14 protein-coding genes are annotated in these 16385 nt (G+C 73.1%); 5 read left to right on the top strand and 9 right to left on the bottom strand.

Annotated elements, in window-relative coordinates:
- Positions 1–32 precede the first annotated feature (32 nt).
- From ACIP6W_RS13895 to ACIP6W_RS13875, 5 genes are all read right to left on the bottom strand, one after another.
- Entirely contained in the window at positions 33–602 is a 570-nt protein-coding gene (locus tag ACIP6W_RS13895) for a substrate-binding domain-containing protein (RefSeq protein WP_400430064.1), read from the bottom strand.
- 47 nt (positions 603–649) lie between these two features.
- Positions 650–2035: an MFS transporter gene (locus ACIP6W_RS13890; RefSeq protein WP_400430062.1), complete on the bottom strand. Its 1386-nt coding sequence runs from the start codon at positions 2033–2035 to the stop codon at positions 650–652.
- A gap of 131 nt (positions 2036–2166) precedes the next feature.
- Entirely contained in the window at positions 2167–3312 is a 1146-nt protein-coding gene (locus ACIP6W_RS13885; protein ID WP_400430060.1) for a cystathionine gamma-synthase, read from the bottom strand.
- A 129-nt stretch (positions 3313–3441) separates the two neighbouring features.
- On the bottom strand, positions 3442–4806 hold the full coding sequence (locus ACIP6W_RS13880; RefSeq protein WP_209685071.1) for a cystathionine beta-synthase: 1365 nt from the start codon (positions 4804–4806) through the stop codon (positions 3442–3444).
- A gap of 10 nt (positions 4807–4816) precedes the next feature.
- Positions 4817–6718 (bottom strand): ABC transporter ATP-binding protein, encoded by a 1902-nt coding sequence (locus ACIP6W_RS13875; protein WP_066658440.1) that lies wholly within the window; start codon positions 6716–6718, stop codon positions 4817–4819.
- Positions 6719–6845: 127 nt separating this feature from the next.
- Between ACIP6W_RS13875 and ACIP6W_RS13870 the strand changes: the two genes are divergently transcribed.
- On the top strand, positions 6846–8270 hold the full coding sequence (locus ACIP6W_RS13870; protein WP_209685069.1) for an APC family permease: 1425 nt from the start codon (positions 6846–6848) through the stop codon (positions 8268–8270).
- A 210-nt stretch (positions 8271–8480) separates the two neighbouring features.
- On the top strand, positions 8481–9404 hold the full coding sequence (locus ACIP6W_RS13865; RefSeq protein WP_400430058.1) for a hypothetical protein: 924 nt from the start codon (positions 8481–8483) through the stop codon (positions 9402–9404).
- 184 nt (positions 9405–9588) lie between these two features.
- Here the strand turns inward: ACIP6W_RS13865 and rplL are convergent, their stop codons facing one another.
- From rplL to ACIP6W_RS13845, 4 genes are all read right to left on the bottom strand, one after another.
- A complete protein-coding gene (gene rplL / locus ACIP6W_RS13860) occupies positions 9589–9972 on the bottom strand; it encodes a 50S ribosomal protein L7/L12 (protein WP_066655204.1) in 384 nt (127 codons plus the stop codon).
- Positions 9973–10023: 51 nt separating this feature from the next.
- On the bottom strand, positions 10024–10539 hold the full coding sequence (gene rplJ, locus ACIP6W_RS13855; protein ID WP_058727460.1) for a 50S ribosomal protein L10: 516 nt from the start codon (positions 10537–10539) through the stop codon (positions 10024–10026).
- Positions 10540–10805: 266 nt separating this feature from the next.
- Positions 10806–12254, bottom strand: coding sequence for a cell wall metabolism sensor histidine kinase WalK (locus ACIP6W_RS13850; protein WP_066655205.1), 1449 nt, complete (start codon positions 12252–12254; stop codon positions 10806–10808).
- Entirely contained in the window at positions 12251–12991 is a 741-nt protein-coding gene (locus ACIP6W_RS13845) for a response regulator transcription factor (protein WP_144411339.1), read from the bottom strand. Before ACIP6W_RS13845 ends, ACIP6W_RS13850 begins: the two co-directional genes overlap by 4 nt.
- 137 nt (positions 12992–13128) lie before the next feature.
- Between ACIP6W_RS13845 and ACIP6W_RS13840 the strand changes: the two genes are divergently transcribed.
- From ACIP6W_RS13840 to ACIP6W_RS13830, 3 genes are read left to right on the top strand one after another with little or no spacing between them, the layout of a single operon-like run.
- Positions 13129–14169, top strand: coding sequence for an acyl-CoA dehydrogenase (locus ACIP6W_RS13840; protein WP_400430055.1), 1041 nt, complete (start codon positions 13129–13131; stop codon positions 14167–14169).
- Positions 14166–15515, top strand: coding sequence for a PIG-L family deacetylase (locus ACIP6W_RS13835; RefSeq protein WP_400430054.1), 1350 nt, complete (start codon positions 14166–14168; stop codon positions 15513–15515). The genes ACIP6W_RS13840 and ACIP6W_RS13835 overlap by 4 nt, the downstream gene beginning before the upstream one ends.
- Positions 15512–16243: a glycosyltransferase gene (locus tag ACIP6W_RS13830; protein WP_400430052.1), complete on the top strand. Its 732-nt coding sequence runs from the start codon at positions 15512–15514 to the stop codon at positions 16241–16243. Before ACIP6W_RS13835 ends, ACIP6W_RS13830 begins: the two co-directional genes overlap by 4 nt.
- The last annotated feature ends 142 nt before the right edge of the window (positions 16244–16385 follow it).

The raw sequence follows: 16385 nt of genomic DNA, 5'->3' as shown, positions 1-16385 counted from the left end.
ATCGCGACGGTCCGCCGGCCCGGGTCCCGACGTCAGTCCCCGGCGCCGCTGCGCCCGCGGCGGTCCCCCGTGTCCGGCTGCTCGCCGCGCTGCAGCGACCGGACGACCTCGACCGCCGCCCGGGCGGTCGTCCCGGCATCCGCTGCCGCCGGCACGCGGTGGTCGACGGAGACACCGTCACCGCCGGTCCCGCTCGCCGGGACCGACGCGCCGACCGACACCACGACCACACCGGCGTCGTGCGCCGTCTGCACCGCCTCCGCGAGCGCGTCGGCGTCGACGGCGTGCACGAGCAGCGCCTTCGCTCCCGCGCGGACGAGCGTGTCGACGGCACGGGCCTGCTCGGCCGCGGCACCGGAGGACGGCACCACCCGGACGTCCGGCGAGAACCCGGCACGGTCGAGCCCGCGCTCGAGGTCCGCGGCGAGCGCGTCGTCCCCGGGCGCGAGCACCGCGCCGACCACGGCGTCGTCGGCGAACCCGCCGTCGGAGCTGGTGAGGTCGGTGCTGCGGACCGGGGTCGGCGCAGCGGTCGTCGGCCCCTGGCACCCGGTCAGGGCGAGGGACGCCGCCACGAGGACGGCGACGACGACGGTGCGCACCCGGTGACCTCCGCTCGATCCGGTGCCCCACGCTACCGCGGGACGGGTCACTCGGCGCCGGGGGTCGGCGGTGCGGGCACGGGACCGAGGCGCCGGACCGCGACGATCCCGACGAGTGCGATCGCGGTCATCGCGACGAAGACGAGCGGGAACGACCAGTCGCCGTCGGCTCCCCCGCTGCCGACGAAGAGCAGGCCCGTGACGGCGAGGCCGACCACGCTGCCCGAGGCGTCGGCGATCGTCAGGGCCGAGCTCGCGAACCCGTCGTCGCCCTCGCCCGAGAAGCGGAGCGTCAGCATCGACAGCCGCGGGTACATCGCGCCCATGCCCGCGCCGCCGACGAACCACCCGGCCACGAGCAGCCACCACGGCAACCCCCACACCGCGACGGCGAGCGCGACGAGCAGGCTGACGAGGACGAGCGTGAGTCCGGCGCCGAAGGTCCGCGCCGCGGTGAGCCGCTGCTCCCCGAGCCGACCGTGCAGCCAGCTCGCCCCGGCCCAGCTCAGGGCGGCCACGGTGAGCGCGAGCCCCGCCGCCGAGGCGCTGAGGCCGTGCCGTGCCTGCAGCAGGAAGGGCACGTAGGCCTCGCTGCCGAAGAACGCCGCCGCGACCAGGCCGCGCAACAGCACCACGGACGGCAGGCCCGCGGCCGCCCGGAAGGTCCCGGCCGGCAGGAGGGGCCGCAGCGCCGCCCAGGCGCCGACGACGCCGATGACGACGGCCACGACCCGTGCCCACGGACCGAGGTCCGGCGCGACGTTGAGCAGCAGGATCGCGAGCGCCGCCGCGACCGACCACGCGATGCGCCCCGCCTGCCACGGGGGTCGGCGCTCGACCGGCGGCGCGTGCAGGCGTGCCAGCGTCGGGACGAGGAGGGCGAACGCGACGACCGCGATGACGAGGGCGCCGGCGAAGACCCAGTGCCACCCCCACACCTCCGTCACGACCCCGGCGAGCGCCGGGCCGACGAGTGCCGGGACGACCCAGGCCGCGGCGAACCCGGCGAAGACCGGACCGTGCAGCTCGGCGGGGAAGATGCGGGCGACGAGCACGTAGAGCACGACGTCGATCGCACCGGCTCCGAAGCCCTCGACCAGGCGACCGGCCAGGAAGACCTCCATCGTCGGCGCGGTCATCACGACGGCCGTCCCGACGGCGAAGAAGAGCGCCGACACCCAGGCAACGACGCGGCCGCCCGAGCGGTCCGTCCAGGTCCCCGCGAGCACCATCCCGGGCACGCCGGCGGCGAGCGGGGCCGCGAACGCGAGCGCGTAGAGCGTCTGCCCGTCGAGGTCGCGGCTGATCTCCGGCATCACCGTCGTCATCGCGAGGTTCTGGAACGCGGCCACCCCGACGATGGCGACCATCCCCAGGGTCGCGAGCGCGTAGCGCCCGCTGAGGATCCCCGACCTCGTCGCCACACTGCTCACCGGGCCAGCCTAGGGGCGCGCACCGACGATCCGTCAGGTCCTGATGACGGACGGGAGGCTCCCCACCGGTCCGGTGGGGAGCCTCCCGTCCGTCACGTCTGCGTCAGCAGGCCGCGGTCACCCGGCCGCGGTCACCGGGACAGTGCCTGCAGCACGTCCGCGACCAGGTCGCCCTGGTCCTCGATGCCGACCGACAGGCGGACGACGTTCTCCGGGACGGCGAGCTCGGTGCCCTTGACCGACGCGTGCGTCATCTCGCTCGGATACCCGATGAGCGACTCGACGCCGCCCAGGGACTCCGCGAGCGTGAAGACCTCGGTGGACTCGACGAAGCGCTTCGCCGCCTCGGGTCCGCCGGACAGGGCGACCGAGAGCATGCCGCCGAAGCCGCGCATCTGCTTCGCGGCGACCTCGTGTCCGGGGTGGTCGGCGAGACCGGGGTAGTACACCCGCTCGACGCCGGGCGCCGAGACGAGCGCCTCCGCCACGGCCTGCGCGTTCGACGAGTGCCGCTCCATCCGGACCGGCAGCGTCTTGATCCCCCGGGTCGTCAGGAAGGCGTCGAACGGCGACGCGATCGCGCCCGCGCCGAACTGCAGGAAACCGACCTGGTCCGCGAACTCGCGGTCCCGCAGGACGACCGCGCCGCCGACGACGTCGGAGTGCCCGCCGAGGTACTTCGTGGTCGAGTACGACACGGCGTCGGCGCCGAGCGACAGCGGCTGCTGCAGGTACGGCGACGCGAACGTGTTGTCGACGACGACCAGGGCGCCTGCGGCGTGACCGACCTCGGAGAGGAGCGCGATGTCCGCGATCTTCATGAGCGGGTTCGTCGGGGTCTCCACCCACAGCACCGTCTTCGCCGGGGCGCCCTCGAGCGCTGCACGGACCCGGTCGACGTCGCTCATGTCGACGACCACGAGGTCCACGCCCCACGGCACGTGCAGGCGGTTCACCAGACGGTGCGTCCCGCCGTACACGTCGTTGCCCATCACGACGCGGGCGCCGGGCTCGAGGTACGCGCGGAGCAGGGCGTCCTCGGCCGCCAGGCCCGATGCGAACGAGTACGCCGCGACGCCGCCGTCGAGGTCGGCGAGCAGGGTCTGCAGCGCGTCGCGCGTGGGGTTGCCGCCGCGGGAGTACTCGTAGCCGTTCCGCATGTTCCCGACGCCGTCCTGCACGTAGGTGCTCGTGACGTGGATGGGCGGGATGACGGCACCGGTCGTGGCGTCGGGGTCCTGGCCGGCGTGGACGGCGCGGGTGGCGAACTCGGTCATGCGCTGGGGTTCCTCGTGGGGTCGGGGTGGGGTCGGGGTGGGGTCGGTGCGGGCGGGCGCTCGGTGTCGGTGCGGGCGGGCGCTCGGTGTCGGTGCGGGCGGGCGCTCGGTGTGGGCGAGCGCTCGGTGTCACTCGGAGAGCGACGTGAGCAGGTCGTGCCGGGTCAGGACGGTGACGGGCTTGCCGTCGTCGACGACGAGCAGCGCGTCGACCGTCTCGAGCGCCCGGCGGGCTGCGGACAGCGATTCACCGATGCCGATGAGGGGCAGTGGGTCACCGACGAAGCCGCTCACCGCGTCGGTCATCGCGGCGGTGCCCGTGAAGACCTGCTCGAGCAGGTCCTTCTCGGCGACCGCACCGACGACCTCGCCGATCACGACGGGCGGTTCGGCGCTCAGCACGGGCATCTGCGAGACGCCGTACGTGGACATGATCTCCACCACGTCGCGCACGGTGTCGGACGGGTGTGCGTGCACGAGGTCGGGCAGTCGGCCGTCCTTGCCGGCGACGACGGAGCCGACCGTGCGGGCGTCGTCGGTCTCGGCGAAGCCGTAGGAGCGCATCCACCGGTCGTTGAAGATCTTGCCGAGGTAGCCACGGCCGCCGTCGGGCAGCAGCACCACGACCACGTCGTCCTCGGTCAGGTCGCGTGCGGCCCGCAGCGCCGCGACGACGGCCATGCCGCTCGACCCGCCGACGAGCAGCCCTTCCTCGCGCGCCAGCCGTCGGGTCATCGCGAAGGACTCGGCGTCGGTGACGGCGAGGATCTCGTCGGGGACGCCGGCGTCGTACGCGCCGGGCCAGAAGTCCTCGCCGACGCCCTCGACCAGGTACGGCCGACCGGTGCCGCCCGAGTAGACGGAGCCCTCGGGGTCGGCGCCGACGATCCGGACGCGTCCGTCGGAGGCCTCCTTCAGGAAGCGGCCGGTGCCCGAGATGGTGCCACCGGTGCCGACGCCGGCGACGAAGTGCGTGAGCCGACCGTCGGTGTCGCGCCAGATCTCCGGACCGGTCGTCTCGTAGTGGCTCCGGGGACCGTTCGGGTTCGCGTACTGGTTCGGCTTGTAGGCGCCGGGGATCTCCCGCACCAGGCGGTCGGACACCGAGTAGTAGGACTCGGGGTGCTCCGGCGGGACCGCCGTCGGCGTCACGACGATCTCGGCGCCGTAGGCCGTGAGCACGTTGCGCTTGTCCTCGCCGACCTTGTCCGGCAGCACGAAGACACAGCGGTACCCGCGCTGCTGGGCGACGAGCGCGAGGCCGACACCGGTGTTGCCGGAGGTCGGCTCGACGATGGTGCCGCCGGGTCGCAGCTCGCCGGAGGCCTCGGCCGCGTCGATGATCCGCGTGGCGATGCGGTCCTTCGACGAGCCGCCCGGGTTGAGGTACTCCACCTTCACCAGGACGGTCGCCCGGATCCCCTCGGTGACACGGTTCAGTCGGACGAGCGGGGTGTCACCGACCAGGTCGACGACGGAGTTCGCGTAACGCACGCGGCCGAGTCTAGGTGGCCGGCTCGGCCGTCGGCTGGGTTGCGACGAACGATGTCGACGTCTGGTCCTGCTGGTGGAACAGCGAGGCGTAGACACCGCCGCGCGCGAGCAGTTCGTCGTGGTCGCCCCGCTCGACGATCCGCCCGTGGTCGAGCACGAAGATGACGTCGGCCTCGCGGATCGTGGACAACCGGTGCGCGATGGCGATGGTGGTGCGCCCGGCTGCCGCGGTGTCGAGCGCGGTCTGCACGACGTGCTCGGAGATCGAGTCGAGCGCGCTCGTGGCCTCGTCGAGCACCAGGACGGGTGGGTCCTTCAGCAGCACGCGGGCGATGGCGATGCGCTGCTTCTCGCCGCCGGACAGTCGGTAGCCCCGCTCCCCCACGACGGTGTCGTACCCGTCCGGGAACGAGGCGATGGTCTCGTGGATGTTTGCCGCGCGTGCGGCGCGCTCGAGCTCCTCGTCGGTCGCGTCCGGCTTCGCGTACCGCAGGTTGTCGCCGATGGAGGCGTGGAACAGGTACGTCTCCTGGCTCACGATGCCGACGTGGCGCATCAGGTCCTCGTGCTCCAGGTCGCGCACGTCGGCTCCGGCGAAGCGCACGGTGCCCGAGGACGCCTCGTACAGGCGCGGCACCAGGTACGAGATGGTCGTCTTCCCCGCACCCGACGGCCCGACGAACGCGGCGAACTGCCCGGGCTCGAGCTCGAACGAGACCCCGCGGAGCGTCGGCTTGTCCGGTTCGCCGTCCGGGTAGGTGAAGGAGACGTCCTCGAACGCGACGTGCCCCACGCGCGACGCGTCGACACGCTGCGCGTCGGGGGCGTCGGTGATCGCCGGGCGCAGGTCGAAGTACTCGAAGATCCGCGCGAACAGCGCGCCGGACGTCTGCAGGTCGAGCACGACGCGGAGCAGTCCGACGGTCGGGAAGAGCAGGCGCGACTGCACCGTGGTGAACGCGACGATCGTGCCGGCCGTGATCGGGACGTCGCCGACGATCAGGAGGGCCGCGACCACGTAGATGACCGCGGGGATGATCGACAGGAAGACCTGGACGATGGCGAAGAACCACTGCCCGGACATCTGCTGCCGGACCTGCAGCTGGATCTGGTTGCGGTTCTCGTCCCCGTAGCGCCGGGTCTCGCTGCGCTGCTGGGTGAAGCTCTTGGCGAGCAGGATGCCGGAGACGCTCAGGGCCTCCTGGGTGATCGCGGTCATGTCCGACAGCGACTCCTGCGTCTGCGCGGCGATCCGGGCGCGGACCTGGCCGACCCGGCGCTGGGCGATGACGAGCAGCGGCAGGAGCACGACCGCCACCAGGGTCATCTGCCAGCTGAGCAGCAGCATCGCCACGACCGCCGCGATGACCGTGACGGTGTTGCCGAGCACCGACGAGATCGTGTTGTTGAGGACGCTCGCGACGCCGCCGACGTCGTTCTGCAGGCGCGACTGGATCACGCCCGTCTTCGTCCTCGTGAAGAACGCGAGCTCCATCCGCTGCAGGTGCGCGAACAACCGCATGCGCATGGCGCCCATGACCTCGTTGCCCACCGTCGCCGTCAGGTACGTCTGCCAGATCCCGACGCCGGCGCTCGCGATCCAGAGCGCGATCATCGCGCCGACGAGCTCGAGGAGCACGGGCAGGTCCGGGCGACCCGAGGGCGGGAAGAGCCCCCGGTCGAACGCCTGCTGGGTGAGGAGCGGCGGGATCACCGAGAGTGCCGCACCGACGAGCACGAGCACGACGGTCACCACGATCGCGCGGCGGTGCGGCACGAACAGCCCCGCGATGCGCCGGAGCAGGTGCGGGATCCGTGGCGCCTCGGCGTTGGCGGCCCGCTGCGCGGCGGCGTCGCCGCTCGAGATCCGCCCGCCACCGCGGGGCCCACCCCCGCGCATCCCGTGGCCCATGCTCATGGCACCAACGTATCCCCGGCGGCGGACACGGGCGGCGGGCTCCGCCGTGGGCGTATTTGACCCCGTTCAGGGGCCGTGCGACCATCGTCCGTCCCCTTCCCCGCGCCGATCACGAGGTCCCATGACGTCCGCGCCCTCCCGCCCCACGTCCCTCCGTCACCAGCTCGCTCGCCGGAAGCCGATCGAGCAGCTGCAGGCCGAGGCCGCGGCGGGCGTCGACGGCGAGCCGCTCCGCCGCTCGCTCGGCGTCTGGCACCTGACGATGATCAGCGTCGGGGCGACGCTCGGCACCGGCATCCTCGTCGTGCTCGGGACGGCCGTGCCGCTCGCCGGTCCGGCCGTCTGGATCTCGTTCGTGCTCGCGGGCGTGGCCGCACTGCTCTCCGCGCTGTCGTACGCCGAGATGGCCGGCGCCGTGCCGACCTCGGGGTCGAGCTACTCGTACACCTACGCCACGATGGGCGAGGGCATCGCGTGGGTCTGCGGCTGGTGCCTCGTGCTCGAGTACGCGGTCTCGGTCGCCGCGGTCGCGGTCGGCGCCAGCGAGTACGTCGACGAAACCCTGCGCGTCTTCGGGCTGCACCTGCCGGCCGCGATCGCCGCTCCCCCCGGCGACGGTGGTGTGGTGAACCTGCCGGCGGCGGTGCTCGTCCTCCTCGCGATGGCCGTGCTGCTGCCCGGTGCCCGCGAGAGCGCCTGGGTGAACACGCTCATGGTCGTGGTGAAGATCGCCCTGCTCGTGTTCTTCGTGGTCGTCGCGTTCACGGCCTTCTCGTCCCAGAACTTCGCGCCCCTCGCGCCGATGGGGGCCGCCGGTGTGACCGCCGCCGCGTCGCGGTTGTTCTTCTCGTACATCGGCTTCGACGCCGCATCGACCGCCGGCGAGGAGGCGAAGGACCCCCGCCGCGACCTGCCCCGCGCGATCATCGGGTCCATCGTGATCGTCACGACGCTGTACATCCTGGTCGCGATCGCCGCGATCGGTGCCCGCCCGTGGACGTCGTTCTCGTCCGACGAGGCCTCGCTCGTCCGCATCGTGGTCGACGTCACCGGGCAGCCGGTCGTCGCGCTCGTCTTCTCGATCGGTGCGGTGATCGCCATCGCGAGCGTGGTGCTCACGGTGCTCTACGGCCAGACCCGCATCCTGCTGACCATGGCGCGCGACGGCATGGTGCCGCCGGTGTTCGGTCGGGTCTCGCCCCGGACGGGCACCCCCGTGCCGAACACGCTCATCGTGGGTGTGGTCGTCGCCGTCGGCGCAGCGCTCGTCCCCCTCGGCGAGCTGGCCGACGCGACGAGCATCGGCACCCTGGTGGCCTTCGCCCTCGTCAACGTCTCCGTGATCGTGCTCCGACGCACCCGCCCGGAGCTCGAGCGGTCGTACCGGGTCCCGCTGTTCCCGGTCGTCCCGGTCCTCGGCACGCTCTGCTGCGTGCTCCTCGCGGTCTTCCTCGGCGCCGGCACCTGGATCGCGTTCGGCCTGTGGATGCTCGCCGGCGCGGTGCTCTACCTGGCCTACGGCCGCCGCCGCAGCACCCTGCGCTGACGCGCCCGCGCCCGCGCCGGCCTGCGCCCGCGCCCGCCCGCGCCCGCGCCCCGAGACTCGGCTCCGCGGACACTTTCGCACCCGATCACCCACGAACGTGTCCGCAGGAGCGAGTCTCACGCTCCATCCACACGTCCACACGAACACAGCAGGACCCACAGATCGCCTCCCGCGCCGCTTGTTCCGCAGTGGGAGCCCGACAGTGGAGGTGTGCGACACCACCGAGAACGACCCACCCTGCTGCGCGCCGACGGTGACGACTCACGCGCGCGGACCCTCCGCCGACAGCACCGCGCTGGCCTCCTCGTCCGGCTCCGCGCCGGCACGTACCTGCCTCGCACGTCCTGGGTCGAGCTCGATGAAGCCGACCGGCACCTCGTCCGCATCTGGGCGGTCGCGCCGGCCGTACCCACCGGAGCTGCGTTCTCGCACGTGTCCGCCGCACTCGTGCACGGCTGGCCCCTGGTCGGCCCGGCACCCGAGCGCGTCCACGTGACGGTACCGGGGGCCGAGCGCACCGTCCACCGGGCCGGCCTCGTCCTCCACGCGACCGGTGGCACGCAGGTGCGCCTGACCCCGGCTCGCCTCGACGGCGTCCCGGTCACGGACCTGGTGACCACGGCATCGACGGTCGCGACCTCGCTGCCCGTGCACGTGGCTGCCGTGGCGATCGACGGGGCGGTGCGCGCCGGTGCGCTGACGCCGTCCGAGCTCGCCACGGCACTCCCGGCCGGCCCTGCGCGCGGATCTCGACGAGCGCAGACCGTGCTGCGGGCACTCGACGCTCGGCACGAGACCGCCGGTGAGTCCTACACGGCCGTCCGGCTGGTCGAGAGCGGCATCGACCGGGTGGTACCGCAGCACGAGTTCCGCCACGACCACGACGTCGACCGCGTCGACTTCTGGCTCCCGGACAGCGGCACGGTCATCGAGTTCGACGGCAAGGTCAAGTACACCGACCCGACGATGCTCGCGGGCAGGGACCCGGGTGAGGTCGCCTGGGCGGAGAAGCGCCGGGAGGACCGACTCCGGCAGCGGAGCGAGGTGCGGACCGTCATCCGCGTGACGTGGTGGCACCTGGAACGACTGGATCGTTTCCAGGGCCTCCTCCGGGCGCACGGGCTGGTGCTGTGAGACGAGACTCGGCCCCGCGGACAACTTCGCGGCAGGTGAACCACGAATGTGTCCGCGAGGCCGAGTCTCGCGAAGCGGACCGCCCGCCGGACCGCCCGGGCCGGCAGCGCGCCCCGCGCACGACGAAGGCCGCCGCCCCGAGGGGCAGCGACCTTCGCGAAGAGCAGTACGCAGTACGCAGTACTTACGCGAGCTCGATCGTGGCGCCGGCGGCCTCGAGGGCCTCCTTCGCCTTGTCGGCCGTCTCCTTGTTGACACCCTCGAGGATCTTGGCGTCGGCGGTCTCGACGAGCGCCTTGGCCTCGCCCAGGCCGAGCGACGTGAGGCCACGGACCTCCTTGATGACCTGGATCTTCTTGTCACCGGCCGACTTGAGCACGACGTCGAACTCGGTCTTCTCCTCGACCTCCTCGGCGGGGGCAGCAGCGCCACCGGCCGCGGCGACCGCGACGGGGGCAGCAGCGGTGACCTCGAAGACCTCCTCGAACTTCTTCACGAAGTCCGAGAGCTCGATGAGCGTGAGCTCCTTGAAGGCCTCGATGAGCTCGTCCTGCGAAAGCTTCGCCATGATTTTCTCCTACTACTAGCTAGTACGTGTGGTTGATGAACGCGTGCCTGGTCAGGCCGCGGACTCCTGCTTCTCGCGGAGGGCGTCCACGGTGCGGACGGCCTGCGAGAGGGGTGCCTGGAACAGGTACGCAGCACCGAACAGCGAGGCCTTGAAGGCGCCGGCGAGCTTGCCGAGCAGCACTTCGCGGGACTCGAGGTCAGCGAGCTTGTCCACCTCGGTCGCGGTGAGCGGGTTACCGTCGAAGTAACCGCCCTTGACCACGAGCTGAGGGTTCGCCTTGGCGAATGCACGCAGCGACTTCGCGACGGCGACGGTGTCACCGTGGACGAAGGCGAGAGCGGACGGACCGGCGAGCTCGTCGTCGAACGAGGTGATGCCGGAGTTGTTCGCCGCGATCTTGGTCAGCGTGTTCTTCACCACGGCGTACGTGGCGTGCTCACGGATCGAGTTGCGGAGCTCCTTGAGCTGCGCCACCGTGAGACCGCGGTACTCGGTGAGCAGAACGGCGTTCGAGCTCTGGAATGCTTCCGTGAGCTCGGCGACCGCAGCTTCCTTGTTCGCCATGGTTCTCCTTGGGGTTCTTGCCGGCTAGCCCCTGGTCACCACACGAAAAAAGCTCCGGCGCAGAGGCTCGGAGCTGCTCCCCCGCGAACGGGAGGAGTGGATCTGAACACCTGCGCTGGCTGCCCCACGAGTGAGGACCTTCGGTCTGTGCGCGAGCGCACAGACGACCGGCGGTCTTTGGCTTCGACGAAGGTACCACAGGATCCGACGGTGACCAAGCGCCGGACGGGAGGCGCGGGGCGGCGCCGCCACGTTCCTCCAGACCGTCAGGCGGTCGGCGTCACCGTGCCGGACGCGACCGCCGGCCGCGTGGCCGGCAGGTGCACCGTGAACACCGTGTCGCCGGGTCGGCTCGTGACCGCCACGCTGCCGCCGTGCGCCTGCACGACCGCGTCGACGATGGCCAGGCCGAGGCCCGTCGACCCGGCGCTCCGCGACCGTGAGCTGTCCGCCCGGGCGAACCGTTCGAAGAGCTTCGGCAGGAACTCCGGGTCGATGCCCTGCCCGTCGTCGCGCACGGTCAGGTCGACGCCGTCGGCGCCGGGTGCGAGTCCGACCGTGATGCGGGTCCCCTCCGGGGTGTGCGTCCGCGCGTTCGTCACGAGGTTCACGACCACCTGGTGGAGTCGGGCGGCGTCGCCGGGCACGACCACCGGTTCGTCCGGCACGTCCACCGCGATGACGTGGTCCGGCGACGCGGCGTGGGCGTCGTTGACCGCGTCGAGCACCAGACCGGTCAGGTCGACGTCGGCGAACTGGACCTCGCGGCCCTCGTCGAGGCGGGCGAGCAGGAGCAGGTCCTCGACCATGCTCGTCATGCGCTCCGACTCCGACTCGATCCGGCTCATGGCGTACACGACGTCCGGCGGCAGGTCGGCGCCCATCCGTCGGGTCAGCTCGGCGTACCCGCGGACCGACGCGAGCGGGGTGCGGAGCTCGTGCGAGGCGTCGGCGACGAACTGCCGGACCTTCTGCTCCGAGCGCTCCCGGGCCTGCATGGCGCCCGCGATGTGTCCGAGCATGCGGTTGAAGGCGGTCCCGACCCGGCCGACCTCCGTCCGTGGGTCGGTGTCGGGGACGCGGACGCCGTCGAGTGCGTCGCTCCGTTCGAGCGGCATCCGGGCGACGGACGACGCGGTCTCGGCCACGCGCTCGAGCGGGCGGAGCGAGCGGCGCACCACGACCGCGGCGACCCCGGTCGCTGCGAGCAGGGCGAGGGCGGTGACCACGAGCACCACGCCGAAGAGCTTCCAGACGCTCTCGTACACGGGCGCCATCGGCAGGCCGACGACGAGGACCGCGGACCCGAGCGACACCGCGGTGACCCGGTAGCGGCCGAGGTCGGTGCCCAGGTCGACGGTCTGGGCCGAGCCGTCGACGGTGACGTCCCCGAGCGGCCGCACGGCGGAGGACGCCAGCCGGTCGACGTCGCCGGCGTTGTCGAGCACGCTGCCGACGACGGCGTTGCCGTTCAGGAAGTAGGCCGTCAACGTGCCGGCCGACTGCCCGCTCGGTCGACCGATCTCGAGCCCGGGGCCGCCCGGTCCCTGCTGCTCGACCGACCGCTGGGCGCGCGTCGTCGCGAACGAGAGCTGCTCGTCGATCGCCGCCCGCTGGATCGAGAACAGCGCGATGATGCTGCCCGCCCCGATCACCGTGCTGAGCGCGACGACGATCGCGACGATGCTCAGGACGAGTCGTCGTCGGAGCGTCACGAGGTCGGCTTGATGACGTACCCGACGCCGCGCACCGTGTGGATCATCGGGGTCTCGCCGGCGTCGATCTTCTTGCGCAGGTAGGAGATGTAGATCTCCACGACGGAGCTCTTGCCGCCGAAGTCGTACGACCACACCCGGTCCAGGATCTGCGCCTTGGAGAGCACCCGCCGGGGGTTGCGCATGAGGAAGCGGAGCAGCTCGAACTCGGTCGCCGTGAGCTCGATGGACCGACCGGCGCGGGACACCTCGTACGACTCCTCGTCGAGCACCAGGTCGCCGACGACGATGCGGGAGTCACCGGCCTCCGACACCGAGATCTGCGAGCGACGGATGAGCCCACGGAGGCGCGCCACGACCTCCTCGAGGGAGAACGGCTTGGTCACGTAGTCGTCGCCGCCGGCGGTCAACCCGGTGACCCGGTCCTCCACGGAGTCCTTCGCGGTGAGGAACAGCACCGGGGTGTCGTCGTTGTTCTGCCGGAGCCGACCGAGCACCTGCAACCCGTCGAGGTCGGGCATCATCACGTCGAGCACCATCGCGTCGGGCTGCCACTCACGGGCCGTGGCGAGGGCCTGCTGACCGCCGTTCGCGCTCCTGACGTCCCAGCCCTCGTAGCGCAGCGCCATCGACAGCAGGTCGGTGAGGCTGGCCTCGTCGTCCACGACGAGGATGCGCAACGGCGTGCCGTCGGCGCGGGTGAGGCGGGGGGCTGCTGCGGGCTGGGAGATCGTCACGTCATCGAGGATCGGTGTGGTTCCTATGAGCCGTCTGTGGCCCAGCCCTCCTCGTCCTGTGGATCGTCCCACCGGTCCCGGGGCTCGTCGACGCTTCCCGAGCAGCCGCCCGGGGAGTCGCCCGTAGCGTCGGCACCATGCTGCGATCCCCGGCCTGGCCCCCGTCCGTGACGGACGTCGACACCGCGGACGTCGAGGCGGCGGCCGGGAGGACCGGCTCGTCCCCGCAGGACCGGCTCGCCTTCGCACGGTGGCTGGCCGACACCGCTCCGCCCCTGTCCGCAGGATCCGCCGGCGGCGCGTTCGCGGCCCTCGCCGCGGTCGCCGCCGCCGACGTCGCGCTCGCCCGCACCGTCGAACCGCACCTCGACGCGCTCGGCATCCTCGCCCAGGCCGGTTCGGCCGCCCCGGAGGGCTCGACCTGGGGCGTCTTCGCGGCCGAGGCGCCGGGGACGACGCTCACCGCGACCCCTGACCCCGCCGCCGGTCCCGACGCCGTCCGGCTCGACGGGACGAAGCCCTGGTGCTCGCTCGCGTCGACGCTCTCGCACGCGCTCGTCACCGCGCACGTCGGTGACGACCGGCAGCTGTTCGCGGTCGACCTGCGACAGGACGGTGTCACGGCGCACGACGATGCCTGGGTCGCGCGCGGGATGCCCGACGTCCCGAGCGGCCCGGTCGACTGCACCGGCGTCCGGGCGACCGCGGTCGGCGCACCCGGCTGGTACCTCACCCGCCCGGGCTTCGCCTGGGGCGGCATCGGCGTCGCGGCCTGCTGGTGGGGCGGAGCCGTCGGCCTCGCCCGGCTGCTGCGGTCCGCCGCGGCGGCCCGACCCGACGCCGAACTGCTCCGGGCAGCGCTCGGCGCGACGGTCCTCGACCTCGCCGACGCCGAGGACGCCCTGGCGACCGCCGCCGCCCGGATCGACGCAGCCGGGTCGGACGACGACACCGACTGGTCGCTCGTGGCGCAGGTCACGCGGTCGCGGGTCCGTCGCGCGGTCGACGCCGTGTCGCAGCGCGTCGTCGCGACGCTCGGCCCCGCCCCGCTGACGAGCGACCCCGCGGTCGCCGCACGGGTCGCCGACCTCGGGCTCTACGTGCTGCAGGACCACGGGGAGCGCGACCTCGCCCGGGTCGGACGCATCGTCACCGAACGCGGCGGTGTCGCGTGGTGAGCTTCGACCACCGCGAACCCGGGACCGATCCCGCGGCGTGGACGGCGTTCCTCCGCTCGGCGCCCGCGGTGCCGGTCGACCTGCGCGGTGTCGGCTCGGTGGTCGTCGTCGCGCCGCACCCCGACGACGAGACCCTCGGCGCCGGTGGCCTGATCGCGACGGCCGCGGACGCCGGCATCCCCGTCCACGTGCTGCTCGTCACCCGCGGCGAGCGCTCGCACCCGGACTCCCCCACGGTGACACCCGCCGAGCTCGCGCCCCGTCGCGCCGCCGAGTTCCGGGCCGCGCTGCGCGTGCTGCACCCGACGGCCGGCGCGACCGAGCTCGACGTGCCCGACGGCGCGGTGCGGGAACACGTCGACGTGCTGCGCGCCGCACTCGAGCACCGTCTCGCCGGGGCGCCGCGTCCGACGCTCGTCGTCGCGCCCTGGCGCGGGGACGGACACCGCGACCACCGGATCGCCGGCGAGGTCGCGGAGCAGGTGGTCGACGCGACGCCGGGCACCGACCTGCTCGCGTACCCGGTGTGGGCCTGGCACTGGGACGACCCGGCTGCTCCGACCGCACCGTGGGACCGGGCCCGCACGCTCACCCTCGACGCGGACGTCCGTGACCGGAAGGCCCGGGCGCTGGCCGCCTACCCGTCGCAGACGCTGCCGTTGTCGGCAGCACCCGGGGACGAGGCGATCGTCGACGACCGTCACGCGGCGCACCACCTGCGGGTCGAGGAGTGGCTGTTCGCGCCGGTGCGGTCGCGCTCCGGGGACTCCTTCGACGCGCACTACGCGCGGAAGCCCGAGGGGTGGGACTTCGACGGCTCCTGGTACGAGCAACGGAAGCGCGCCGTCACCCTGGCCGCACTCCCCCGCCCCCGCTTCCGGTCGGCGCTCGAGCTCGGCTGCGCGACCGGCGTGCTCACCGCGGCCCTCACCGAGCGCGCGGACGCGGTCCTCGGCACGGACGTCGCTGCCGCCGCGATCGAGCGGGCGGAGCGACGGGCACCGGGCGCCCGGTTCGAGACCGCCGCGTTCCCCGCCGAGTGGCCGGACGGCCGGTGGGACCTGGTGGTGCTCTCGGAGGTCGGCTACTACCTGTCGCCGGACGACCTCGACCGCACCGTCGACCGGGTGCTCGAGACGCTCGACGACGACGGCGTGCTCGTCGCCTGCCACTGGCGCCACCCGGACGACGACGCGGTGACCGACGGCGACACGGTGGACGCGCGGCTGGCCGCCCGCTGGCCGCGACCCGCACTCGTCCGGCACGTCGAGGAGGACTTCGTGCTCAGTGTGCTGCCGGGACCCGCCGTCACCTCGGTCGCCCGGGCCGAGGGGCTCGTCCGGTGAGCGCCACCCGCATCGACGTCGTCGTCCCCGTGCACGACGAGGAGACCTCCGTCCGCGCCGCCCTCGACGCACTGGCGACCGCCGTCACGTCACTCCACGACGCGCACCCGTCGACCCGGGCCGCCGTGACGCTCGTCCTCGACGGCTGCACGGACGGCACGGCCGGCATCGTCGGGACGGCGCGGCAGGCGGACCCCGTGTGGCGGACGGGTCGCCTGCACGTCAGGACCTCGTCGCGCGTCGGCGTGGGTCGCGCGCGGGCACTCGGCACCGCGCACGCGAGGACCCTCGCCCGGGCGACCCCGCCCGGCCGGCACTGGTTCGCGCACACCGACGCCGACTCGCGCGTCCACCCGGACTGGCTCGTGCAGCAGGTGGACGCCCTGCTCGCCGGGGCGCACCTGCTCGTCGGCGCGGTCGTCCCCGACCCGGACGACCTCGACCCCGCGGTGCTCGACCGCTGGCGGGCGGCGCACCCGCCCGGGGCGACCCTCGGGCACGTGCACGGCGCGAACCTCGGCGTGCGGGCGGACGCCGACACCGCGTTGGGCGGCTTCGACCCCGTGCCCGAGCACGAGGACGTCCGACTGGTGGACCGGGCACGGGCACTCGGGCTCGACGTCCGGGCGACGACCGAGCTCCCGGTGGTCACGAGCGGACGCTTCGCCGGCCGGACCCCCGGTGGGTACGCGGAGCACCTCCGTCGCACCTACGGCGACGCCGGCTGACCCGCCGCTCCGGCCCCCGCCCGCCCCTTCCGCGGAACGCAACGTCGGCGGCTGCCCGCACGGCGACACCGCTGCGAGCAGTCGCCGACGTTGCGTCGTGCGGTGAGGGTCTGCGCGGACACTCCCGCGGAGCGGCCCGACG

It is taken from the genome of Curtobacterium sp. NPDC088465 (assembly GCF_044753165.1).
In the GTDB taxonomy this organism is placed as follows: Bacteria; Actinomycetota; Actinomycetes; order Actinomycetales; family Microbacteriaceae; genus Curtobacterium.
The sequence above is the reverse complement of the archived record's forward strand: the minus strand, read 5'-3'. Positions and strand labels throughout refer to the sequence as shown.

Excerpts from the sequence above, each read along its gene's own strand:
- ACIP6W_RS13885 (WP_400430060.1), bottom strand. The coding sequence starts at position 3,312 with ATGACCGAGTTCGCCACCCGCGCCGTCCACGCCGGCCAGGACCCCGAC.
- ACIP6W_RS13875 (WP_066658440.1), bottom strand. The coding sequence starts at position 6,718 with ATGGGCCACGGGATGCGCGGGGGTGGGCCCCGCGGTGGCGGGCGGATC.
- ACIP6W_RS13870 (WP_209685069.1), top strand. The coding sequence starts at position 6,846 with ATGACGTCCGCGCCCTCCCGCCCCACGTCCCTCCGTCACCAGCTCGCT.
- rplL (WP_066655204.1), bottom strand. The coding sequence starts at position 9,972 with ATGGCGAAGCTTTCGCAGGACGAGCTCATCGAGGCCTTCAAGGAGCTC.
- rplJ (WP_058727460.1), bottom strand. The coding sequence starts at position 10,539 with ATGGCGAACAAGGAAGCTGCGGTCGCCGAGCTCACGGAAGCATTCCAG.
- ACIP6W_RS13840 (WP_400430055.1), top strand. The coding sequence starts at position 13,129 with ATGCTGCGATCCCCGGCCTGGCCCCCGTCCGTGACGGACGTCGACACC.